At 58.1% G+C, this 24,316-nt stretch carries 18 protein-coding genes; all 18 read right to left on the minus strand.

The window, feature by feature from the left end:
• Position 1: 1 nt before the first annotated feature.
• Complete coding sequence (gene pheT, locus ACQUTG_RS13785; RefSeq protein WP_428919960.1) at positions 2-2,374, minus strand: phenylalanine--tRNA ligase subunit beta; 2,373 nt, start codon at positions 2,372-2,374, stop codon at positions 2-4.
• Between the two features lie 74 nt (positions 2,375-2,448).
• A complete protein-coding gene (gene pheS / locus ACQUTG_RS13790; protein WP_092004433.1) occupies positions 2,449-3,447 on the minus strand; it encodes a phenylalanine--tRNA ligase subunit alpha in 999 nt (332 codons plus the stop codon).
• Positions 3,448-3,585: 138 nt separating this feature from the next.
• On the minus strand, positions 3,586-3,939 hold the full coding sequence (gene rplT / locus ACQUTG_RS13795) for a 50S ribosomal protein L20 (protein WP_092004435.1): 354 nt from the start codon (positions 3,937-3,939) through the stop codon (positions 3,586-3,588).
• 50 nt (positions 3,940-3,989) lie between these two features.
• Positions 3,990-4,181: a 50S ribosomal protein L35 gene (gene rpmI, locus ACQUTG_RS13800; protein ID WP_092004438.1), complete on the minus strand. Its 192-nt coding sequence runs from the start codon at positions 4,179-4,181 to the stop codon at positions 3,990-3,992.
• A gap of 92 nt (positions 4,182-4,273) precedes the next feature.
• The gene (gene infC, locus ACQUTG_RS13805; RefSeq protein WP_239039229.1) at positions 4,274-4,819 is read right to left on the minus strand and encodes a translation initiation factor IF-3; all 546 of its coding nucleotides are present in this window, start codon (positions 4,817-4,819) and stop codon (positions 4,274-4,276) included.
• Complete coding sequence (gene thrS, locus ACQUTG_RS13810; RefSeq protein WP_428919961.1) at positions 4,816-6,741, minus strand: threonine--tRNA ligase; 1,926 nt, start codon at positions 6,739-6,741, stop codon at positions 4,816-4,818. Before thrS ends, infC begins: the two co-directional genes overlap by 4 nt.
• A gap of 164 nt (positions 6,742-6,905) precedes the next feature.
• Positions 6,906-9,506 carry a TRAP transporter permease gene (locus tag ACQUTG_RS13815; RefSeq protein WP_428919962.1) on the minus strand — a complete coding sequence of 867 codons (2,601 nt, stop codon included), beginning with the start codon at positions 9,504-9,506 and terminating at the stop codon, positions 6,906-6,908.
• Between the two features lie 87 nt (positions 9,507-9,593).
• Complete coding sequence (locus tag ACQUTG_RS13820; protein ID WP_428919963.1) at positions 9,594-10,577, minus strand: TAXI family TRAP transporter solute-binding subunit; 984 nt, start codon at positions 10,575-10,577, stop codon at positions 9,594-9,596.
• A 186-nt stretch (positions 10,578-10,763) separates the two neighbouring features.
• Positions 10,764-13,148 carry an efflux RND transporter permease subunit gene (locus ACQUTG_RS13825; protein WP_428919964.1) on the minus strand — a complete coding sequence of 795 codons (2,385 nt, stop codon included), beginning with the start codon at positions 13,146-13,148 and terminating at the stop codon, positions 10,764-10,766.
• A 46-nt stretch (positions 13,149-13,194) separates the two neighbouring features.
• On the minus strand, positions 13,195-14,340 hold the full coding sequence (locus ACQUTG_RS13830; RefSeq protein WP_428919965.1) for a WD40/YVTN/BNR-like repeat-containing protein: 1,146 nt from the start codon (positions 14,338-14,340) through the stop codon (positions 13,195-13,197).
• 137 nt (positions 14,341-14,477) lie between these two features.
• Positions 14,478-15,863: a DUF1329 domain-containing protein gene (locus ACQUTG_RS13835; RefSeq protein ID WP_428920348.1), complete on the minus strand. Its 1,386-nt coding sequence runs from the start codon at positions 15,861-15,863 to the stop codon at positions 14,478-14,480.
• A gap of 183 nt (positions 15,864-16,046) precedes the next feature.
• Positions 16,047-18,689: an aminopeptidase N gene (gene pepN, locus ACQUTG_RS13840; protein WP_428919966.1), complete on the minus strand. Its 2,643-nt coding sequence runs from the start codon at positions 18,687-18,689 to the stop codon at positions 16,047-16,049.
• A gap of 22 nt (positions 18,690-18,711) precedes the next feature.
• The gene (locus tag ACQUTG_RS13845) at positions 18,712-19,551 is read right to left on the minus strand and encodes a DUF2797 domain-containing protein (protein ID WP_428919967.1); all 840 of its coding nucleotides are present in this window, start codon (positions 19,549-19,551) and stop codon (positions 18,712-18,714) included.
• The gene (locus ACQUTG_RS13850) at positions 19,548-19,841 is read right to left on the minus strand and encodes a YeaC family protein (RefSeq protein ID WP_428919968.1); all 294 of its coding nucleotides are present in this window, start codon (positions 19,839-19,841) and stop codon (positions 19,548-19,550) included. The genes ACQUTG_RS13845 and ACQUTG_RS13850 overlap by 4 nt, the downstream gene beginning before the upstream one ends.
• Before the next feature lie 175 nt (positions 19,842-20,016).
• Complete coding sequence (locus tag ACQUTG_RS13855) at positions 20,017-20,871, minus strand: rhomboid family intramembrane serine protease (protein ID WP_428919969.1); 855 nt, start codon at positions 20,869-20,871, stop codon at positions 20,017-20,019.
• A 46-nt stretch (positions 20,872-20,917) separates the two neighbouring features.
• Positions 20,918-21,931, minus strand: a complete 1,014-nt coding sequence (locus tag ACQUTG_RS13860; RefSeq protein WP_428919970.1) for a metallophosphoesterase — start codon at positions 21,929-21,931, stop codon at positions 20,918-20,920.
• 2 nt (positions 21,932-21,933) lie between these two features.
• Positions 21,934-22,818 (minus strand): NAD(+) kinase, encoded by an 885-nt coding sequence (locus ACQUTG_RS13865; RefSeq protein WP_092004477.1) that lies wholly within the window; start codon positions 22,816-22,818, stop codon positions 21,934-21,936.
• Between the two features lie 110 nt (positions 22,819-22,928).
• Positions 22,929-24,182 carry a DNA repair protein gene (locus tag ACQUTG_RS13870; protein WP_428920349.1) on the minus strand — a complete coding sequence of 418 codons (1,254 nt, stop codon included), beginning with the start codon at positions 24,180-24,182 and terminating at the stop codon, positions 22,929-22,931.
• Positions 24,183-24,316 lie beyond the last annotated feature (134 nt).

Consider the following 24,316-nt stretch of genomic DNA (forward strand, 5'->3'; position numbering starts at 1 on the left):
CTTAACTCCTCAGTGTTGCCCCCAACTCTTCTTTCAAGGCATCAATGACGCCATTGAAGAGCGAATGCACTTCGTCCTCGTTCAAGGTGCGTTCGGGATGCTGCCAGAACAGGCTCAGGGCCAGGCTCCGGTTTCCCTCACCCAGGCTCTCGCCTTCATAGACATCGAACGCACGCAGCGCTGTCAGACGCTCACCGGCATGCTTCCTGGCTACACGCTCCACATCGGCAAACGCTACATCGCTCCCGATAATGATAGCCAAATCCCTGCGAACTTCCGGGAATTTTGAAATTTCTTTGAAATTAGGCACATATCCGGTGACGATCGAATTCAAGAATAGCTCAAACATCAGGATCGTGCCATTAAGTTCCAGATTTTTCTGAACTTGTGGATGCAACGTGCCCAACCAGCCTACATGTTCGCCGTCACGCATCAATTCTGCGGTCTGGCCCGGATGCAGCGCCGGGTGCTGGCTGGCCACGAACTGGACCTCGATACCCAGCAGCCGGAACAGGCCTTCCAATTCCCCTTTTACATCAAAGAAATCCGCTGTTCTGCGACCGTTTGCCCAGTTTTCCGGATACTGGCCACCGGCCACCACACCGGCCAGCATGGGCTGCTGATCGATGCGCTCGCCGTCCCGCTCGAAGCGCAGGCCGGTCTCGAACAGCCGGATGCGCGGCTGCTGCCGGTTCTGGTTATAGGCCACGGTCTTGAGCAGACCACTCCAGAGTGTCGTACGCATGACCGACAGATCCGCCGAAATCGGGTTCGCCAGGGCAATACCCTCGCGCTCCGGATCCACCAGTTTCTGCACCTTCGGATCCACGAAGCTGTAGGTAACGGCTTCCTGATAGCCCTCGGCCACGAAAAAATTGCGGATGGCGGATACCGGGCGTTTCGCCTCTTCCCGCGCAACCAGGCCGAGGGAACCAGTGGGTTCGGTCACTGGCAGGTTGTTGTAGCCATAGATCCGGCCGACTTCCTCGATCAGGTCTTCCTCGATGGTGATGTCCGGACGGAAGCTGGGCACACTGACCCGCCAGCCATCCTTGAGCAGCTTGTCGATATGCAACCCGAGCCGGGTGAGGATCTCCTCGACGGTAGTGCGGTCGATCGCCATGCCGAGAACATCGGCCAGCCGCTGCTCCCGAAGGTCAATGGTTCGGTCAGCCGGCAAATGCTCGTCGCTGGCCACTTCCACGATTTCACCGGGCTCGCCACCAACGATATCCATGAGCAGCTCGGTGGCACGCTCCATGGCATCACGGGCCAGCTTGTAATCGACGCCGCGCTCGAAACGGTGGGAGGCATCGGTATGCAGGCCGTAATGGCGAGCCTTGCCAGCCAGGGTGATGGGGTCAAAGTAGGCGGACTCCAGCACCAGATCCCGGGTCTTTTCGCTGACACCGGAATGCTCGCCACCCATCACACCGGCAATGGCAATGGGCTTTTCGTGGTCGGCAATCACCAGGGTGTTCTCGGTGAGCTCCACTTCCTGGCCGTCGAGGAGAACCAGTTTCTCGGCGGGCCTGGCCATACGCACAACGATGCCACCGCTGATCTCGTCACGATCAAAGGCGTGCATGGGCTGGCCAAGTTCCAGCATCACGTAGTTGGTTACATCAACCGCGGCGTCAATGGAGCGGATGCCCGAGCGACGCAGTTTTTCCTGCATCCACAATGGCGTTTCCGCCTTCAGGTTCACGTTTCGCAGGATCCGACCAAGGTAGCGGGGACAACCTTCCGGTGCTTCGACACGGATATCCGGAACCTCCGAGTGCACCGCCTCCACCGGCTCGATAGCAGGCTCTGTGACCACCAGACTATTAAGCACACCCACTTCACGGGCAATGCCCTTGATGGAGAGGCAATCGCTGCGATTCGGGGTCAGATCCACATCGATGGTGATGTCATTCAGCTCGAGGTAGTCGGCCATCTCCTGACCAACCGGCGCGTCCTCGGGCAACTCCATCAAGCCTTCGTGGTTATCAGAAAGTGCCAGTTCAGACTCGGAACATAGCATCCCTTCGGAGGGCTGGCCGCGGAGCTTGGCTTTCTTGATCTTGAAGTTTCCCGGCAGCACCGCACCAACCACGGCAAAGGGAACCTTCAGGCCGGGACGCACGTTAGGGGCACCACAAACCACCTGAACGGTCTGCTCACCATCGCTCACCTGGCAGACCCGCAGCTTGTCTGCATCCGGGTGTGGTTCAACGGATTGGACTTCGCCAACCACTACACCGCTGAATTCACCGGCGACCGGCTCAAAGCCGTCCACTTCCAGCCCGGCCATCGTGATCTGGTCCATCAATTCCTGGGAGCCAATGTTCGGGTTAACCCACTCGCGCAGCCACTGTTCACTGAATTTCATGGTTCTTGCCTTGTCCTGATGCGGTTTTGCCTGTTGGTTTGATTGCCGTTTATGCCTGCAGACTGCCCGGATGATTACCGGAACTGGCGCAGGAAGCGCAGGTCGTTCTCGAAGAACATGCGCAGGTCATTCACGCCGTAGCGCAGCATGGCCAGGCGCTCAACGCCCAGGCCAAAGGCAAAGCCACGGTACTCCTCGGCATCAATACCGCAATATTCGAATACTTTCGGGTGCACCATGCCGCAGCCCATCACTTCCAGCCACTTGATGCTGCCATCGGCTTCCCGGCCCCACTCGATGTCCACTTCCGCAGAGGGCTCGGTGAACGGGAAATAAGATGGACGGAAACGCACTTCCAGGTCCCGCTCGAAGAACACCCGCAGGAACTCTTCCACCGTACTCTTGAGGTCGGCGAAGCTGACATTTTTCTCCACCAGCAGACCTTCCACCTGATGGAACATCGGGGTGTGGGTCATGTCGGAATCGCAACGGTATACACGGCCCGGGCAGATCATGCGGAACGGCGGCTTGCCGGCTTCCATGGTGCGGATCTGGACCGGAGAGGTGTGGGTGCGCAGCAGCGTGCCGGGATTGAAGTAAAAGGTGTCGTGCATGGCACGGGCCGGGTGGTGACCGGGAATGTTGAGGGCCTCGAAGTTGTGATAGTCATCTTCGATTTCCGGGCCCTGCTCCACGCTGTAGCCGGCGCGGGAGAAAATCTCTTCGATCCGTTGCAGGGTGCGGGTCACCGGATGCAGCCCCCCCAGATCCTGACCGCGGCCCGGCAGGGTAACGTCAATGGATTCACTGGCGAGCTTCGCTTCAATGGCGGCCTTTTCCAGATCCGTGCGGCGGGCATTGATCGCCTGCTCCACCTGCCCCTTGGCTTCGTTGATCTTCTGGCCGGCAGCAGGACGCTCCTCGGGAGACAGCTTGCCCAGTGTCTTGGCTTGCTGGGTGATCACACCCTTCTTGCCGAGGTATTCCACACGAATTTGATCAAGTGCCTGCAGGCTGTCCGCACTCTCAACGGCGCTCAGCCCGTCCTGAACCAGTTGCTCCAGGTTTTCCATTGACCCTGCTCCAAACCAGAAATGGGGTAGGTTAAAACAAAAATAGGGGAAGAGCGTGCCCTTCCCCTATTCAGAAGGCGCCTTCATGATGCCATGAGACGCCGGATCGATCAGCAATCGATGAGAGATCTTAAGCGATCACAGGGACGCTTTGGCTTTCTCAACAACAGCGGCAAACGCCTGCTGCTCGTTCATGGCCAGGTCGGCCAGAACCTTACGATCGATTTCAACATTCGCCTTCTTCAGGCCTGCGATCAGACGGCTGTAGGACAGACCGTTAGCGCGGGCACCGGCGTTGATACGGGAGATCCACAGAGCGCGGAATGCACGCTTGCGGTTACGACGGTCACGGTAGGCATACTGCTGGGCCTTGATAACCGCCTGTTTGGCAACCCGGAAAACACGGCTACGGGCACCGTAGTAACCCTTGGCCTGCTTCATGATCTTCTTGTGACGACGACGTGCTACCACGCCACGCTTTACACGAGCCATACTTTAATCCTTCTACCTTTACTTTCTCAGGAATGATTCGCGCGGCTGATTCAGCACGCGGTCATGCGCTTGATAGCTGCTACATCTGACTTGGCGATGAGCTTGGTACCGCGCAGCTGACGCTTACGCTTCGGGCTCTTCTTGGTCAGGATGTGACTGGTGAAGGACTGCTTGTGCTTGAAGCCGGTCGCGGTTTTCTTGAACCGCTTGGTAGCTCCGCTTTTGGTTTTCATCTTAGGCATTTTTAAAACTCCGCATTCTATTTTGGATAAACAAATGTGCCCCTGAACGACAAATCCCCCGCCGATGCGGGGGACCCGTCATTGGATCAGGTTCACTTCTTCTTGCGGGGTGCCACGACCATGGTCATCTGGCGGCCTTCCATTTTCGGCCGCTGTTCTACCTGGCCCAGCTCTTCAATATCTGCTTCGATGCGGTTCATGAGCTTCATACCAATTTCCTGGTGTGCCATCTCACGGCCACGGAAGCGGATAGTGATTTTGCCGCGGTCCCCGTTTTCAAGGAAACGTACCAGGTTGCGTAGTTTGACCTGATAATCCCCTTCTTCAGTTCCTGGACGGAACTTGACTTCTTTGACCTGCGTCTGCTTCTGCTTTTTCTTGGCAGCCGCCTTGGCCTTTTTCTCCTCGAAGATCTTCTTGCCGTAGTCCATTATCTTACAGACGATCGGATCGGAATCCGTAACCTGAACCAGGTCAAGAGACGCTTCTTCTGCCTGCTTGAGTGCATCCTCAATGGGAACAATGCCAACCTGATTGCCTTCGGCATCAATCAGACGGACTTCAGTTGCGTCAATATTTTCATTGATAGGCGCTTTTGGAGTACGCCCACCCCGATTCGCTCGCTGTTTAATAATCAGATCTCCGTTTTGGTTCTACCTTTGCGTTCGACGTCTTTGGCCAGTAGCGCTTCGAATTCGTCGACCGACATGGTCCCCAGATCTTCGCCCTTGCGGGTTCTCACCGCAACCGCGTTGTTCTCGATTTCTTTATCTCCGACAACAACCAGATAGGGAACCTTGTTAAGAGTATGCTCGCGGATTTTAAAGCCGATCTTCTCGTTTCTCAAGTCAGCATTAACCCTAAAGCCCAAAGAATCCCACTTTTTGGCCAGATTCTGACAATAATTACGCTGATTATCGGTAATATTCAGCACCGCCACCTGGGTTGGCGCCAGCCAGACCGGGAACGCACCTTCATACTCTTCGATCAGGATACCGATGAAACGCTCGAAGGAACCCAGCACGGCACGGTGCAGCATGACCGGGGTCCGGCGCTCGGAGTTGTCGGCCACGTACTGGGCACCCAGGCGCCCCGGCATGGAGAAATCCACCTGGATGGTACCGCACTGCCAGACCCGGCCGATGCAGTCCTTCAGGGAGAACTCGATTTTCGGTCCGTAGAATGCGCCCTCACCCGGCAACAGCTCCCAATCCACACCTTCCCGGTTCAGGGCTTCTTCCAGTGCGGCTTCGGACTTGTCCCAGACTTCGTCGGAGCCTACCCGCTTTTCCGGCCGGGTGGAGAGCTTGTACAGGATCTCGGTAAAGCCGAAGTCCTCGTAGACTTCGTGCAGCAGCTTGATGAATGCGGACACTTCTTCCTGGATGGCATCCTCTTCGCAGAAGATGTGCGCATCATCCTGGGTAAAACCCCGCACCCGCATCAGGCCGTGCAGTGCGCCGGATGCCTCGTTGCGGTGGCAGGAGCCAAACTCCGCCAGGCGCAGCGGCAGATCCTTGTAACTCTTCAGGCCCTGGTTGAACACCTGTACGTGGCAGGGGCAGTTCATGGGCTTGATGGCATAGTCATGCTTCTCGGACTCGGTGGTGAACATGTCGTCCTTGAACTTGTCCCAATGCCCGGATTTCTCCCACAGGGTACGGGACACCACCTGGGGTGTCTTGATTTCCTGGTAGCCATGCCTGTGCAGCTTGGCCCGCATGTACTGCTCGATTTCCTGGTACAGGGACCAGCCATCCGGGTGCCAGAACACCATGCCCGGTGCTTCTTCCTGCATGTGGAACAGGTTCAGCTTCTTGCCAATCTTGCGGTGATCCCGCTTTTCGGCCTCTTCCAGGCGGTTCAGGTAGGCCTTGAGGTCCTTCTTGTTGCCCCAGGCAGTGCCGTAGACTCGCTGTAACTGCTCATTACTGGTATCACCACGCCAGTAGGCACCGGCCACCTTGGTGAGCTTGAAGGCCTTGAGCTTGCCGGTGCTGGGCACGTGGGGACCACGGCACAGGTCGATGAAATCACCCTGACGGTAGAACGATAGGTCCTCATCACCGGGAATATCCTGGATAATTCGAACCTTGTATTCCTCACCCATATCCTCGAACAGCTTGATCGCCTCGTCGCGGGACATAATGGAGCGGGAGACCGGGAGATCCTGTTTGGCGAGCTCTTCCATCCGCTTCTCGATCCGCGCCAGATCCTCATTGGTGAACGGGCGGTCGTATTTGAAGTCGTAATAGAAGCCGTTGTCGATCACCGGGCCAATGGTTACCTGGGCACCGGGGAACAGCTCCTGGACGGCCATGGCCATCAGGTGGGCAGTGGAGTGACGAATGATATCGACACCATCCTCGTCACGATCGGTAACGATGGCCAGTTCGGCATCTCGGTCGATCACGTGGCTGGTGTCCACCAGCTGGCCATCGACCTTACCGGCCAATGCAGCCTTGGCCAGGCCGGCGCCAATGTCGGCGGCGACGTCGTGTACGGTTACGGGTTCAGCAAAACTGCGATGGCTGCCATCCGGCAGGGTAATGACGGGCATGGAATACTCCTGTTGTTTACTCAGCGGTGATCTATACCAAAGATCACATGGTGCCGGGACACCGCGACACAAACCGCGGCCCGGATCTGCGGCGAGTCTACCAGAAAAAAACCCGGCGGGTTAACGCCGGGCTTCTACGGACTCAACAAAAACCGGTTAGCCGGTCAGGCCGGAGCGGCTGTCGCCTCTTCCCTGGCCTTTCTCCGGAGCTGGCCGAAGGCCAGTGCCGCCAGCAACAGAAGTGCCGGAATGAACATCAATTCCTTGGGCGGCCGGTCCTTCTCCACCTGAACCTTGTCGATAGTCCAACCGAAGCTGATGCCCGCCTGCTCCGCAATACTTCCGAAATTCACGAAGTCCACGACCATCTGCTCACCCTGGGGAGAAACCTCCAGCCCGGCCTGGGCCAGTCTCTGCTGCGGCGTCTCTGCCTCGGGCAACGGCAAACGGAGGTATTTCGACACCTCGTCGCCATCGATGGACATGCCGGAAGCCTGGATAATAATGGGCTGGTCCGCCGGTACGTCCTCGACATACTGGAAGATCTCCGATCCGGGCCGGTCCTCAGTGGGCGGATAGATCCTGTCCCACCAGAATCCTGGCCGGAACAGCGTAAAGGTGATCAACAGCAGGCAGGCCGTCTCCCACCACCGGGTTTTGGTGAACCAGAATCCCTGGGTCGCTGCCGAGAATACCAGCATGGCGGTCACCGCGCTAAAGATGGTGATGAGCAAGTCCACCCAGCCAGTCAGCCCGATCAACAACAGCTGCGTGTTGAAAATGAACATGAAAGGCAGGATCGCGGTCCGGATGTCATAGGTGAAGCCCTGCACACCCGTGCGTATCGGATCGGCACCGGAGATCGCGGCGGCCGCGTAGGCGGCAAGACCCACCGGCGGCGTATCATCCGCCAGGATACCGAAATAGAAAACGAACAGGTGCACCGCGATTAACGGCACCAGCAGACCATTCTCGGCACCAAGCGTCACGATAACCGGCGCCATCAGAGTGGAGACCACGATGTAGTTTGCTGTGGTCGGCAGCCCCATACCGAGTATGAGACTGATGATCGCCGTGAAGATCAGCATCAGCAGCAGGTTGCCACCCGAGATGAACTCGACGAACTCGGTCATCACCAGGCCGATGCCGGTCAGCGTGACGGTCCCCACCACGATGCCGGCGGTAGCCGTCGCCACGCCGATACCCACCATGTTCCGGGCACCCGTGACGAGGGAGTGTGCCAGATCAACACCGCCCTGCTTCAGTCCCGCAAAGTAGTCACCACGCTTGTGGAAGAATGCTTTCAGCGGCCGCTGGGTGATCACGATAAAGATCATGAACACGGTCGCCCAGAAAGCGGACAGCTGCGGGGAGAAGCGCTCTACCGTCAGGCACCAGACCAGCACCACCACCGGCAGCAGGAAATAAAGACCGGTTTTGACCGTCGGACCGACCGGGGGCAATTCCTCCAGGGCCTTCTCCGGATCGTCTTCCTCAAGATCGGGAAACTTGCTGGCGTAGCCGACCAGCCCGATGTAGACCGCCAGCAACAGGGGGGCCAGAACCCAGATAGCGGCTTCGCCCAGTACAGTCTTCATCCAGCCGATGCCGTAATAGACCACAAAGGTCAGCACACACAGCCCCAGCAGGATCACCACCCAGTTCAGCATGCGCTGGGCCAGGGTCGGACGATCCAGCCGTTCGATGCCGTGCATGTTCAGCTTGCAGGCCTCGAGGTGGACGATATAGATCAGTGCCACGTAGGAGATCATCGCGGGCAGAATCGCGTGCTTGATGACCTCCAGATAGGAAATACCCACATACTCCACCATGAGAAAGGCTGCGGCACCCATGATCGGGGGCGTCAGCTGGCCGTTTGTGGACGCCGCCACCTCAACCGCCCCTGCCTTGGTGGCGGGAAAGCCCACCCGCTTCATTAACGGAATGGTGAAAGTACCGGTGGTTACCACGTTGGCAATGGAGGAGCCGGAAATCACGCCACTCAGGCCACTGGAGACCACGGCCGCTTTCGCAGGGCCTCCACGCATATGACCAAGTAGCGCATAGGCAACCTTGATGAAGTAGTTGCCGGCCCCGGCCCGCTCAAGCAAGGCCCCGAACAGGACAAACAGGAACACAAAGCTGGTTGAAACCCCCAGTGCCACACCGAACACACCCTCGGTACCGAGCCACTGGTGCGAGGCCAGCTTGCTCAGGCTGGCGCCCTTGTGGGAAATCACGTCCGGCATGTACGGGCCGGCCAGGGAATAGATGATGAAGACACCCGCCACAATCGTCAGCGGCAGACCCAGAGCCCGGCGGGTAGCCTCAAGCAACAGCACGAGTCCGCCCAGGGCCACAACCATGTCCTGAGTGTTCGGCGCGCCCGGACGGGTTGCCAGCTGGTCATAGAAAACATAGAGATAAGAAGCCGCAAAGGCAGCTGCGAGGGCCAGTATCCAGTCAAAAACCGGCACATGATTCTGGTGCTTGCCCCGAATCATCGGGAAAGCGGCAAATGCCAGGAAAGAGGCAAACGCCAGGTGAATCGAACGTGCTTCCGTGGAATTGAACACGCCGATCTCGAAAATATAGGGAAGCGGTGACGCTATCCAAAGCTGAAAAAGAGACCAGAGCAGAGGAACGATAAAGAGAATGACGGCGGCGGGACCGGTCGCAGCCCTTCCGCCCGATTCGGTCTGGAGGAATTCCTCAACTTTCTGCTTATCGATGGCATCCCCGGCTCTCGGGTCGCTATTTGTCATAGCCGGATCCTGTCAGAGGGAAATCGGGAAGATCAGTAAAGGCCGCGGGCGGGGCTGCCCGCGGCCGGCTTTCAGGAAAGCGCCGGATCAGTCGATCAGGCCGGCTTCCTTGTAGTACTTGGCAGCACCCGGATGCAGCGGAGCACTCAGGGCATCCTGCACCATTTCTTCTTTCTGCAGATTGGCGAAGGCCGGGTGCAGACGCTTGAAGCTGTCAAAGTTCTCGAAGACCGCCTTCACGACCTCATAAACCACTTCATCCGGCACGTCAGTGGAGGAGACGAAGGTCGCCGCCACACCGAAGGTGGTGACATCTTCGTCGCTACCACGGTACATGCCACCCGGAATAACCGCCTTACGGTAGTACGGGTTTTCCTCAATCAGGGTTTTGGTCGCATCGTTGTCCACGTTGACGATTACGCTGTCACAGGAAGTGGTCGCTTCCTTGATGGAACCAGACGGGTGACCAACAGTGTAGAAGAAGGCATCGATGTTGCCATCACACAGGGCCTGGGACTGCTCGGCGGCCTTCAGTTCGGCGGCCAGGGAGAACTTGTCCATGGTCCAGCCCATTTCATCCATCAGCACCTCGGCAGTGGCACGCTGGCCGGAACCCGGGTTACCCACGGAAACACGCTTGCCTTCCAGGTCTTCAAAGTTCTTGATGCCAGAGGCTTTGCTGGCCACCACGGTGAACGGCTCCGGGTGCAGGGAGAAAACCGCACGCAGTTCCTTATTGGCGCCGTCGTCCTCAAACTGGCTGGTGCCGTTATAGGCATGGTACTGCCAGTCGGACTGGGCTACAGCCAGATCCAGCTCACCCTGACGGATCGCGTTCAGGTTGTACACAGAACCACCAGTACTCTCGACCGAGCAACGGATTCCGTGCTCTTTCCGGTCCATGTTGACCAGACGGCAGATAGCGCCACCCGCAGGATAGTAAACGCCGGTCACACCACCAGTACCGATGGTCACGAAACGCTGCTCCTGCGCAGAGACCGAAGTGGAGGCAGCACCGAGGCTGACTGCGGCGGCTACAGCTAGAGCGGAAGCTTTGAGTTTCAGTGTCATGTGAGTTGTTCCTTTTCTGCTCGTTGTAGTTAAAGAATGCCCGTCTTTCATACGGACATATTTCACGTCCGTCTTAGAACATAGACCACTTCATGGCATAAATAAAGTCAGAGTTAGCACTCTAAACAGTTGACCCAACAACAAAAAAGCCCGCATGGCGGGCTTTTCTGAACGGAGGTGACAAGCTTATTTCGCCGCCTTCGCCTTTTCAAGCATGCGATCCGGGCGAAGCAGGAAGCGGGCCAGTGCCGGCAGCAGCCAGATGGCGCCGATCATGTTCCAGAGGAACATGAAGAACAGCAGGAAGCCCATGTCAGCCTGGAACTTGATCGGCGAGAAGATCCAGGTCACAACGCCGATACCCAGGGTCACACCAGTGAAGACGACAGCCTTGCCGGTGGAGCGCAGGGTTTCGAAGTAGGCGTCCTGCAGGGTCTTGCCTTCAAGGAGGTACTTTTCCAGCTTGCTGTAGATGTAGATACCATAGTCCACACCGATACCCACACCAAGCGCAATGACCGGCAGGGTCGCCACCTTGATACCGATACCCGAGACCGCCATGATCGCCTCACACAGAATTGAGGTCAGGCCCAGCGGAACCACGATACACAGTACCGCGCGGATGGAGCGGAAGGTCAGGAAGCATAGCAGACTCACCACGCCATAGACGAAGATCAGCATCATGTCCTTGGCTTTGGAGATGACCTCGTTGGTGGCCGCTTCAACACCCGCGTTACCGGCAGCAAGCAGGAACGTATGCTCCTCGTTGCTGTTTGCCTGGGCAAACTCCTCGACCACGTCAACCACCGTGCGCAAGGTTTCAGCCTTGTGATCCTCAAGGAAGACCAGCAGCGGTGTCAGGCTACAGTCGGTATTGATCAGCCCCGAAGGCGCATTACGGATGGAGGCGTTGATGATGGTCTGGTTGCGGGAAATGGCATACCAGTTCCAGTTACCCTCGTTCAGTGCCTTGGTGACGATCTTGGAGACGTCCGCCAGCGATGCCGTGGACTGGACGCCCGGCGTGTTTGCCAGTTCCCACTGCAGCGAGTCCATGGCCCGCAGCACGCTGTACTGGGTGCACTGCTCCACCGGCGTTTTCACCATCACCACCATGACATCGGCACTGGTCGAGTAGTTGTCGATGATGTAGGCATTATCCTTGTTGTAGCGGGAATCCTTGCGCAGTTCCGGTGCGCCCTGGTCCAGGTCACCTACTTTAAGGTCCTGCTTGTAGTAGAGGCCCAGACCGAGGCCGATCACTGCAATCAGCAGGGAGATCGGCGCCACACCGGGGTGGGAGAAGTTGGACAGCAGGCGCCATTTGCGATCCTGCTTCTCACCGTGGTTCTGCACATGGCGCACACCACCCTTGGAGATACCGATGTACGACATGATCAGTACGTGCAGCACCAGGTTGGTGATGATCACAAAGGCGACACCAATACCGGCGGCAACCGCCAGATCCCGGATAACATCGATCTCGATGAAGAACAGGGTCAGGAAGCCAAAGGCATCGGAGATCAACGCCAGCATGCCGGGGATATAAAGCGCGCGGAACGCGAGCCGGGCAGCGGTGATGGCGTCAAAGCCCTTGGCCGCTTCCACAGCCATGGCGTTGACGATCTGCACGCCATGACTGATACCGATAGCGAATACCAGGAACGGGACCAGCACGGAGTACGGATCCAGGCCATAGCCCAGCAAACGCAGGGCGCCCAGTTGCCAGAACACCGCGATGATGGAGGTAAAGACCGGCACCAGGGTCCCGGAAACACTGCGGGAATACCAGAACAGCAACAGTGTGGTCAGTGCAATGGTGATACCGGCGAACCAGGCAATGGAGCCGATCCCCTCGATCAGATCCCCGACTTTCTTGGCAAAGCCTACGATATGAATATCAATGTTCGGATTCTGGGCTTCGTACTTTTCCCGGATCTTCTCTTCGAGCTGACGCGAGAAGGTGCCGTAATCCAGGGGCTCACCGGTTTCCGGATCACTCTCATACAGCGGTGCGTAAACGATCGTGGATTTGAAGTTGTCCGAGATCAGCCGGCCAACTTCATTGGAACGCAGTACGTTTTGACGCAGCTGTTCCAGGCTTTCCCGGGAGCCATCGTAGTCATCCGGAATGACGGTGCCACCCTGGAAGCCCTGTTCGGTTACTTCCACCCAACGCACGTTGGAGGTCCACAGCGACTTCAGACCTGAACGGTCCACCCCATTGAGGTAGAAAACCTCGTCGGTGATCTGCTTCAGAGTCTCCATGTACTCTTGCGAGAAGATATCGCCGTCTTTGGATTCCACGGCGATCCGCACAAAGTTACCCAGATTCTCCAGGTCATCCCTGTGGTCAAGCATGTTGACGATGTAGGGATGCTCGAGCGGAATCATCCGCTCGAAACTGGCATCCGGCTGAATCTTGACCGCGTTGTAGCCGAGGAACAGGGTCAAAATGGTCAGCAGAACCAGGATGATTGCCCGATTATTGAAAATCAGACGTTCCAGGAACGGTTCCGCCTTGGGCGTGGTCAGGTAATGTTCGCCCTTGTCATGCTTCGGGTTGGACATTCAAAAGCCCCTCTATTATTGGTTCTGTTGTTGCCACATCAGGGCGTTATTGAAGGTTTTTGCCTTGGGGGTCGGCGTGTTTGACGCCACCCTCGCCCACCAGGAGCAGATTGGTATCCGAGACCGGTACCACACCCATTACTCCCTGACGGTCATCACGGAGGTATTCCCTGAAGGTATCTCCTCCGTTGCCGCTGGTGAGCACAGCCCCACCATTTCCGACCAGGATGATCCGGTCACCCTCGGCTGCTCCGTCATTGAGCGTTGCCGTGGAACCGGTATTGACCACAGACCAGGACTTGCCGAGATCCGCGGAATACATCAGCGTGCCGCGAAGACCGAAGGCCAGGGCCTCGTTGACGCGACCGGTGCCAATCACGCCGAACAGTGACCCCGGGTAGGGGCTCTCACGACGCTCCCAGGTTTCGCCGCCGTCAATGGAAACATGGATCTGGCCTGCCTCACCCACAATGAACAGGGCTCCGCCGGCAATCCGGGAAATGGCATTCAGGTGAAAACCCTGGGGGTTGTCTACCTTCGGTGACCAGTCCTGCCAGCTTTCTCCGCCATCGGTCGTGCGGTAGATCATGCCGTAGGCGCCAACCACAAAGCCGTGGCTGTCGTTCTCGAACCAGACATCCAGAAACGGATTGACCGGACCGATGTCCAGGTCCGCCTGCATGTTTTCCAGGCGGAAAAACAGATCATCCAGTGCCCATTCGAGATCTTCTTTTTCTTCTTCGGGCGCCTGCTCGATGCGTTCCTCCATTTCGGCAATGGCATCCTCCTGGCTTGCTATGGCCAGCTCAGCCGCCCGGATACCATCCAGCTGGAGCTCCCAGGTTGCACCTGAATCGCTCGAATGCAGCACTGCACCGCTGTGGCCTACCGCCCAGCCATGATTTTCAGTACCAAAATCCACGCCGGTGAGGGTAACGGACACGGGCACTTCGGCCTGGGTCCAGCTTTGACCCTCGTCGTCGGAGTAGATGATGTGCCCACGCTCTCCGGCCGCTACGATACGGTCGCCGGCAACGGCAACATCATTCAGCAGGCTTTGTGGGGCGAGTTCCGTCGGACGGGCCGGTGTTTCAAGCAAATCCCCCACTGCCCATACAGCCGGAGATGCACAGGCCATGGAAAGCCCAAGGCAGGTTGCACCCAGGGTTTTACGCATCAAGCTTGTAGCCATTCGGTTTGCCTATCGGTTGTTTTTACTGTGTGTCTCTGTCCGGCAAGGCCGGTCTTAACTGTAAACATACCGGCAGCCTCCCGGCTGCCGGTATGTTGATTGCCAATCCATCTGGGCGGGGTTGCGATCCTCGCGCCTCAGCGAACACTCCTGCGGCGCAGCGAAGCCGGCGAGAAGTAACGCTTGTTGGGAACCTTGTCAGTGAATACCCGGGTATTCGGTTCTTCGGTATCGAGTCCGAGAACGTGATAGCGGCGGGCCTGAAGGTCATGATAGACGTCCAGCACCGTCCAGACACCGGGTAATTCATAATAATTCTTGGGCAGGCCCATGGTGACACGCCACAACTCGCCGCGGCCGTCGTATTGGTCCAGCAGCACGGTGTTCCAGCTATCCTCGTCGACATAGAAACGGCGCTTGCCGTAGATATGGCGCTCACCTTCCTTAAGGGTCGCTTCGACCACGTGCACCCTATGCAGCTCCCACCGGGTCAGGTCCGGATTGACATGGGAAATGCCCAGAATATCGTCGTAAGACAGGCCTTTTTCCCCGATACGGTAATTGTTGTAGGGAATGTAGATCTCTCGCTTGCCCTCGTAGGTCCAGTTGTAACGGTCCAGGGCACCATTGAAGATGTCCGTATCGTCGGCGGTACGGAGGTTATCGGAGGCGGCGATCGGGGAATCGTAACCCAGGTTCGGAGCCCGACGCACACGGCGCTGGCCGGCGTTATACCCCCAACCATTACGCGGATTGATGATCTGGTTCATGGTTTCATGAATCAGGATCGCGCCACCAGCCAGACGGGGCGGAGACTGGGTGAATGACAGGTAGTAGAAGATGACGTTGTCCAGCGTGCTCTCGTCGCCTTCCGGGTTGTAATAATTGAAAAAGGCTTCCTGCTGGGACGTTACCAGCGAGTAGTCGCCGTCCTGCTGGACCGCTACTTCACTGGAACGACGGGTAACGTAGACACCACGCCAACGGGTCAGGTGGTTCCAGATGACCTGCCAGGCTTTTTCTTCATCATTGCCATGGAGAATCGGGAAGGGGTAGCCACCGTAGGCGCCCTCGATACCGGCGCCCTCGCCCACGATATCGGCGCTCGTGGCGTTATCCCGGGTGTTCTGGGCAACCCAGTCCGGCACCGCATGGGTGCGACGGGTCTGGTACACCGGAACCTGAAACGTCGTGGGGTAGGACTCGAACATGGCCTTGACGCCATCCGTCAGATATTCGCTGTACTGATCCATGTTCTGGGCGGTGATGGTGAACAGCACCTCGTCATCCGGGAACGGATTGATGTGGTGCTGACCACTCTCCCTGTAACCGGCCGGCGGTTCAGTCAGTCCGCCGTCCCACGCGGGGATGGTTCCGGCGGCATTACCCGCCTTGGGAGAGCCAAAGGGGGTCAGTTCGTTGCCAAGACGGGCAGCCTCGCTCTGGGAGACAGCAGCGTAGGCCGGTACAGCCGAGACAGACAGGGCCAACAGGCCACTCAACAGCGTGTTTTTGTTATACATCATGGTCTAACCTTCAATCCGTCTGGAAGCCTCTTGAGGGGCTTTTTTGTTGTGGTCTCGTGGAGCTTGAGACGTTCGACCAGATTAACGGATCGGGCAATATTGTCTATCGACCGAAAGTGCGATTTTGTATCCGGCTGTGACCACGATTCTGAACTGGAATCACAGCCGGACACCGGCGACTCAGCCAGCCAGGCTCTTGTGAACCACCTCGTAGACATCCCGGGAGAGACCGGCCTTGTCACGGATGCGTTCCAGCGCCGCTTTCATCTGTTCGCGGTACTCCGGCGCAAACTTCCGCCAACGGGTCAGGGGCGTGACCAGGCGCGCGGCGATCTGGGGGTTGCTGTCATCCAGGCGACACACCTGCTCGGTCAGGAAGTCGTAGCCCGAACCATCCGGGTTATGGAAGGCTGCAAGGTTCTGGCCGGCAAAGGCGCCCACCACCGAACGAACCTTGTTCGGATTCTTCCAGTCGAATGCCGGGTGCTCCAGCAGGGCATGGATCTGAGGCAACTGGCCGGCGCGGTCGCTGGCAGCCTGAACCGAGAACCATTGCTCGATCACCTGCGGATCTTCCCGGAACTGCTGGTAGAACTCTTCCAGTGCCAGGTTTCGGTCTTCCCCGTAATCGGAGTTCACCAGGGCTCGAAGTGCGCCCATGCGGTCCGTCATGTTATCGGCCCCACGGAACTGGCGGAGGGCAAGCTCACGCCCTTCCTCGTCATTGATCATCAGGAGCCATGCCAGGGCCGTATTGCGCAAACTTCTGCGGGCAATCGCTTCCGGGTTAATCTCGTAGTCTCCGGACTCGAGATTGCGCCGATAACAGGCAACCAGTTCATCCCGCAGGGAGATAGCCAGGTGCTTGAGCACCCGTTCCCGGGCATGGTGGATGGCCGGGACATCAGCATTGTCCGCAAGCTCGATCAGGTAAGCCTCTGAAGGCAGCTGCAGCATCTTGGCAACCAGTGCCTGATCCAGGGAGGAGTCGCAGATCAGGTGGCGATAGGAAGTCACCAGTCTGGGCTCGACAGCCGCGTCCCTGGGAGCGCCAATCAGTGACTGGATCACGTCCACCGCCAGCCTCTGGCCCGCATCCCAGCGATTGAATCCGTCAGGATCGTGGCTCATCAGGAACAGCAACTGTTCCCGCGACCACGGGTAATTCACCCGGACCGGCGCGGAGAAGTGACGCAGGAGCGATGGCACGGGGCGTTCACTGATGCCGTGGAATTCGAAGGTATGGCTCGCCTCGGTAAGCTCCAGCACCCGCTCAGCCGGTGCGTGTTCCTCACCCGCCTCAAGCATGAGCGGCAGGGCCTCCCCCCGGCTACCCAACAGGCCGAGGGCAAACGGGATGTGTTGCGGCTTTTTGCTTTTCTGGCCCGGGGTATCCGGGATGTGCTGCTCGATGGTCAGGCGATACACGCCCTGCTCTGCATCAAACTCATCAGAGACATTAAGCACCGGTGTACCCGCCTGCTCATACCAGAGTCGGAACTGGCTCAGATCACGCCCTGAGGCATCTTCCATGGCGCTTACAAAATCATCGGTGGTTACCGCCTGACCGTCATGACGCTCAAAGTAGAGGTCGGAGCCCTTGCGGAACATTTCCGGCCCGAGCAGATTGTGGATCATGCGCACCACCTCGGCGCCCTTCTCGTAGATGGTCAGGGTGTAGAAGTTGGAAATTTCCATATAGGAAGCCGGGCGCACCGGGTGGGCCATGGGGCCGGCATCCTCGGCAAACTGGGCCGTGCGCAACAGGGTAACGTCCTCGATACGCTTCACCGTCGGCGATCCCATGTCTGCGGAGAACTGGGAATCCCGGAACACGGTAAAACCTTCCTTCAGGCTCAGCTGGAACCAGTCACGGCAGGTGACCCGGTTACCGGACCAGTTGTGGAAGTACTCGTGGGCGACAATCGCCTCGATGCGCTGGAACGCCGCATCGGTGGCGGTATCCTGACTTGCCAGGACACAGGACGAGTTGAAGATGTTCAGGCCCTTGTTCTCCATGGCACCCATGTTGAAATCGTCGACGGCCACGATCATGAAGATATCCAGATCGTATTCCCGTCCATAGACTTCCTCATCCCAGCGCATGGACCGCTTCAGGGAATCCATGGCGTGTTCGCATTTCTCCGCATTCCGCGGCTCCACATACATGCGCAGGTCGATGCCGCGGCCGGAACAGGTCCGGAAGGCATCCCGTTTTTCCACCAGATCGCCAGCCACCAGGGCAAACAGGTAACAGGGCTTCGGGAAGGGGTCTTCCCAGGTAACAAAGTGACGGCCGCCATCAAGCTCGCCCCGCTCAACGTCATTACCGTTGGACAGCAGCACCGGATACGACGATTTGTCCGCTTCGATACGGGTCCGGAAACGGGCCATGACGTCCGGGCGATCCGGGAAGAAGGTAATGCAGCGGAAGCCCTCAGCCTCGCACTGGGTACAGAACATGCCGGAGGACTTGTACAGGCCTTCGAGGCGGGTGTTGTTCTGGGGTTCTATCCAGGTTACCACAGAGAGCTCGAACTGCTCGGGCACCGAGGCAATGACCAGCTGATCGCCCCTGTCCTCGTAATCGGCCGCCGACAATCCGGAGCCATCCAGGGCGACGGATTCCAGCTTGAGGCTGTCACCATCCAGCTCCAGCGGTGCACCGGTCTCCCTGGAATCGGGGTTACGGCGGACCGACAGCGTGCTGTGAACGCGGGCACCGTCCTCGAAAAGCTCAAACCTCAGATCCACATGATCAACCAGATACGCCGGTACTTTGTATTCGCTCAGGTAAATGGTTTGTGGCTGGTTGCTACGCATTACATTCTCCACGGAGTTCTGTTCAGCTGGCGTCCGCCCGGAAGCGGACCTCATACCCGGTAAATTTGCGGATATTGATCACACCGGTGTCGAGAATCAGGTACTGGCCCTTGATGCCTTCCAGCACCCCTTCCACTTCCGGTGTTTTGTCCAGATTATGGGTTTTGATCTTTGACGGCCAGACTTCGACCGGATAACTGAGCCCGAGCCCGGATTCGTCCACCTCCCGGATGGCATCGTCACCGTGAACCTCACGCAGTTCGGCAAGATCGGTGGCGATGGCCGCAAGCATTTTCTGACGTTCTTCCACCAGATCCAGTTCGGGCACATCACCCTTGAGCATGGCGCGCCAGTTGGTGCGATCAGTGACATGGCTCTTGCATGCCACTTCAACCAGGCCGGCGATGTAGCGGGTCCTGACCCGGACCAGGGGAATGGCCTCCACCGCCCCCTGGTCAATCCAGCGGGTCGGCACCTGGGAAGCGCGGGTGATGCCGACCTTGAGTCCGGACGAATTGGCCAGATACACCACATGTTCGACCATGCAGTGGGCCTCCCCCCACTCCGGCTCGCGACAGGTGCCGAGGTGGTAGTGACACTTTTCCGGGCTCATGATGCAGCTGTCGCAGGCCGCCAGCTTGCGGAAGCAGGGATAGCAATAGCCCTGGTTGAAACTCTTTTTGGTCTTGCGGTCGCAATGGATACAGCGGATGACCCCGTCAAAATCGATCCGGATGGAGTGACCGATCAGGTGATTCAACGGCAACCGGGCATCACCCACGGCAATGGTGTAGGAAACCGGCTGTCCCGCCTCCACCGGCATCTTGCGCAACCGGCCGGTTACATCGATGGCTTCGCTCAAGACTTGACCTCTACGAACTGGTCCGGATCGATATCCCGGTTCTGACTTTTGGTGTGCTGGACGGAAGGATCACAGGCCGTTCCCGCCTTGCTGCCACGATCCAGGTAACCCACGCGCTCTTCTTCAGGCACGTTGTGCTTGTTCTCGTAGTGAATCACCGCTTCCAGGCTGATAGCGCGCTGTTCGGCTGTCATCTTGCGACCATCCGGCCACTTGCCCAGCTCAATGGCCTGGCGAAGGTTCCGGTATACCGCCGGATCCAGACGTTCGATCAGCTCTTCGTAAGTCATTCCGCTCTCCTGAAAAAACCTTCACAAAAAAATCGGCATTATCGTTTGACAGATGCAAACGATAATAATTATCATTACCTCACCAAATGACAACGGTCGTATCATTTGGTCTCTCTCATCAGGAGCTAAAAGCTCTTCTTGCGCCCCGCCCTTTGGCGGGGCTTTTTTTATCCGCTCACCCTTTCCTTACGGGCAAAACCAGCGCACAGAGCAGTCCGGCGACAAAACCACCCAGGTGTGCCTCATTGGCCATCCTGCCCAGACCCAGCATTTCCGGCAATGGGGTAAAACCGAGAACCATCCAGATCACCGCAAAGGTCACCAGCGCCGGCGGGAACTGGAACCGGGGCGCCCGCTGCTGGCTCAGCCAGCAATAACCGAGAACTCCGTAAACAACACCGGACAGGCCACCAAACAGAGGCCCGGAAACCAGGTACTGCAAACCATTGGACAACAGGCTGGTCACCAGGAACAGGGTAATCAGCCGGCCCTTGCCGTCGAACCACTCGACCTGGCTGCCAAGGAACCAGAGCATCACCGAGTTGAAAATGATGTGGGTCCAGCTGAAATGCAGGAAATCCGGCGTGATCAGACGCCAGACCTGGCCACTGGCCAGGGTGGCCGAGAGCGCATCGATGCGACCGTCGAAGGTGGTCCAGTCAAAATTCCGCGGGTCCACCACCATCAGGGTGGCAGAGAACTCATTGGAGCCCATCCCCGTCAGCCAGACCATCAGCACGGCAAAAACGATCAGCCCCAGGACCATTGGCGCGTGCCGGGGTGCCGGCTGCCAGCGCCCTCCGACAAAGGTCGGCGAGCGGTTCTGGCTTGCTACCGCTTCCCTGAGCCCGGGTTCCGCAAGGTAGCGCTCAAGCGCTGCCAGCACCGGTTCCGCGTGCTCTTCATGTTCCAGCCAGAGCACCTGCTGGCCGCCTTCCTCAGTTATACGATGGCCCACGCCCTGATCCCTCAGCCACTGACTGAAGTCGGCAAGGTTCACCGAGGTATCCAACTGCTTTACCCGATACAATTCTCACCTCATGATCAGGGGTATTGGCTCACCGGAAGACATACCGCTAGCGCGCAACACTGTCTTCACTGGTGGGGTACTCCGGAGCCTCCGGCCGCTCCACATCTACCCAGACAAACTTGTCCCGGGAAAGTGCCCGCTCACCGTCAAACCGGTAGGCCACCAGCTTGCCGTACTTCACGGCACTGAAGTCGATGCAGGCCACATTGGGCTTTAGCGGCGCGGGCCGACCTTCCATCCAGTAATGGCCGACGAAGACCGGTGGCGCGTCCAGGGGGTAACTGATGAGCTGCTTGCGCTCGTCTTCTGTCAGAACGTGCTTCGCCACTTCTGGCGGTAACGGATCGGGCTGGAACACCACATCGGCATAGGTATGGGGCTGGTCGGCCCAGAACTTGGTCCGAAAGAATTCGCGGACATAGCCGTCCTTGCCCGTGATCGACATACCCTCCGGCAGACGCAGGTCCGTACCCCGAAGGAGCGTATCCATGACCTGTCCGGCGAAGGACTCGATGGCCGCCGAGGCATGGAGGAAATCCTCATCAATGCAGGCGCCACCCTGGACCTGCTTGAACTTCTCGATCAGATCCCCATCCCAGCAGGCATGCACCACCCGGAAGTCCTCTTCCTCGATGAACAGGGGGATGGTGTAGAACCACTCCAGAAACTCGTTCCATTCGTGGGGGTGGGCATCGAACTGCTCAAGGGTTTCCCTGATCAATCGATCATGGCGCGAGTTGTGCTCCCGCAACCAGGTTTTGCCACTGCCCGGACGCGCACGGGTGCAATAACCCAGGGCATTGTACTCGTGGTTACCCATGACAATCCGTGCCGAGCCGTGCTCCACCATATCCCGGACCAGGTGCAGTGCTTCCCGGATACGCGGGCCCCGGTCAATGATGTCACCTATAAAAATGGCCTGGCGACGGGGATGTTCGTAAACACCGTTAACCCTGCGATAACCCATCCGGTCCAGGAGCCGTTCCAGGGTGTGGGCGCAACCGTGGATGTCGCCGATGATATCGAAACCGCGATTTGCGGAAGGGGTCTTACCAGCCATGATCAACTCGCTGCGATTTCACTTGCCCAGCCAAGCTTGTCACGGCAGGTGGCATAGAAGTTATGGTCCGTCGGATGGATCAGGCGGATCTTGAACGGCTTCTTGGTGATCCGGATGATATCCCCGGGCGCACAGGAGATGTTCATCTGGCCGTCAAAGCTCACCTGCGGGTAGGTCTCGTTGGTATCTCCGATGACCAGCTTGATCTCGCTCTTGCCGTCCACCACGATCGGGCGACTGCTCAGAGTGTGGGGGAACATGGGCACCAGCACAATGGCGTCGAGCTTCGGGTGCATGATCGGCCCACCGGCAGAGAGGGAATAGGCCGTGGAACCGGTGGGCGTGGAAACAATCAGGCCGTCTGAGCGCTGGCTGTAGACGAAGTGGCCGTCAATAAACAGGTCAAAGCCGATCATCCGGGTGGATTTACCCGGATGCAGCACCACGTCGTTCAGGGCACTGCCGAAACCCAGTGGCTGACCGTTACGCTCGACATTGCCATCAAGCAGAAAACGGGTTTCCTCGATGTACTCCCCTTCCAGCACCTTGCCGAGGCGTTCTTCAAGATCCGAAGGAGAAATGTCGGTGAGGAAGCCGAGGCGTCCCCGGTTTACCCCGAGCAGGGGGATTTTCGACTTTGCCAGCTCCCTGGCGGCGCCCAGGAGACTGCCATCACCGCCGACGACGATCACCAGGTCGCAGATTTCACCCAGCAGTTTCTTGCTGGCCACCTGCAGACCATGACCGGGAATCATTCCCGCAGTGTCTTCTTCCAGAATGACCTGGTAGTTCTGGGCGAGCAGATACTGCTTGAGTTGCCTCAGCGTCTCCACCACCTTGACGCTGCCCATCCGTCCGATTACGCCGATATTCCTGAACTGATCCATGAAATGTCCTGTGATCCCGGGATGCAACAGGGAACAGCACCTCCGCTACCCTGCAACGATGGCGTACAGTGTAACGAAAGTCAGCAGGATTCTGAAAAAAGATGCGCTGATCAGGCCTGGTGCTGCTCGCAGCGGTCGTCCACACCCGGGCGGAATTCCGCCGGCTGGCTGACCCGCATGATGGGTTCGGCACACTGTTTGCCATCCCCGTCCTTGTGGCAACATACCGGGTTCTCATAGTGCTCCAGCCATTCCCGGTAGGCCGGCTCATTCATGCCACAACGTTCGGCGGCATAGGCCACGGGGTTGGTGAAGTAGGTCTCAATGTCTTCAAACGGCAGGGTCACGTGGCCAACACCGGCATGGTAGGCCACGAGAAAGACCGACTGATTGCGCAGATGGTCAAGAATGGAGTTCTCGGGGGGCTCCCGGTGCCGCAATTCGTGGTTCTCCTCCTCCAGGGAGACAATTTTCTCATCACGCATTTCCAGCTCTCGCTGCTTGCGTTCAAGCTGCTCCCGGAGCAAAACCAGTTCGGCACCGACGTTGGCGTCATCCCGTTTTTTATCCTCGTCGGCACTCCCGATCTGCTCCTGCATGGAGAGGTATTGTTCGTTGCGCTCGGAGAGCCGCTGTTTGAGCTGCTCACTGTTCAGCCGCTGGCGTTCGTATTTTTGCTCCAGATCGGCCATCTCGCTGCGCAGGGACTGCATTTCATTGCGGTGCTCCCGCTGGAGATCCGCCAGGGAATCCCGGTGTACACTCTGCAGGGTCTTGATGCGTAAACGCTGTTCGCGGATCAGCTGCGCCAGGCGGGCCCGGTCTTCCGAGGCCGGTGTCTCGTCTTCCTTCTCCTTCCTCTTCGCCGGCTCTTCCTTGGCGTTGAGGACGGGAATATCCTCCTCGACAGGTTCGATCTTCTGGAATCTCAGGGTATTGCTTTCCACCGCCTTGCGGATGGCGAGGAAATGGTTGTTGCCCGGCGTCATATCCGGGTCCCAGAGCTCCTTGGCGAACTTCGGATCCGGGCATTGGCTGCGACACACCAGGCGGATGGGGCCCGCCCCCATATCCGGCCCCTTGGCACCGTCTTTGGCCAACGCCTCAATGGGAACGTTCCAGCTGGTGTCGGCTCTGCCCTCCTCATCAAACCAGATCCTGAAGAACACCAGGGAGCGCACCAGAAGATCGCCTCCCAGCTCTATCAGGACGGCTTTAACGTCCGTCTCCGCCAGGTCAGATAAACCGACATAACCGTCGAGGAAAGCGCCGAACTCGGAAGCGCGCATTTGACGGGCAATACGCCCCTCCTCCATAAAAAACACGGCTGAGTAGCCATCGGTTGCCTGATCGGCAGAAACCATCATTCCATCTCCAGGATTCAGAAATTGGACACTTACACGCTTCGCTTCCCCGGAGCGTTCCATCGGAAAATTCGTCCAGCGGCATGCACCAATACCAGAAAGCCTACGGATAACCGTAGGCTTTCCAATAGTCT

This window comes from Marinobacter sp. DUT-1, from assembly GCF_050379415.1.
In the GTDB taxonomy this organism is placed as follows: domain Bacteria; phylum Pseudomonadota; class Gammaproteobacteria; order Pseudomonadales; family Oleiphilaceae; genus Marinobacter.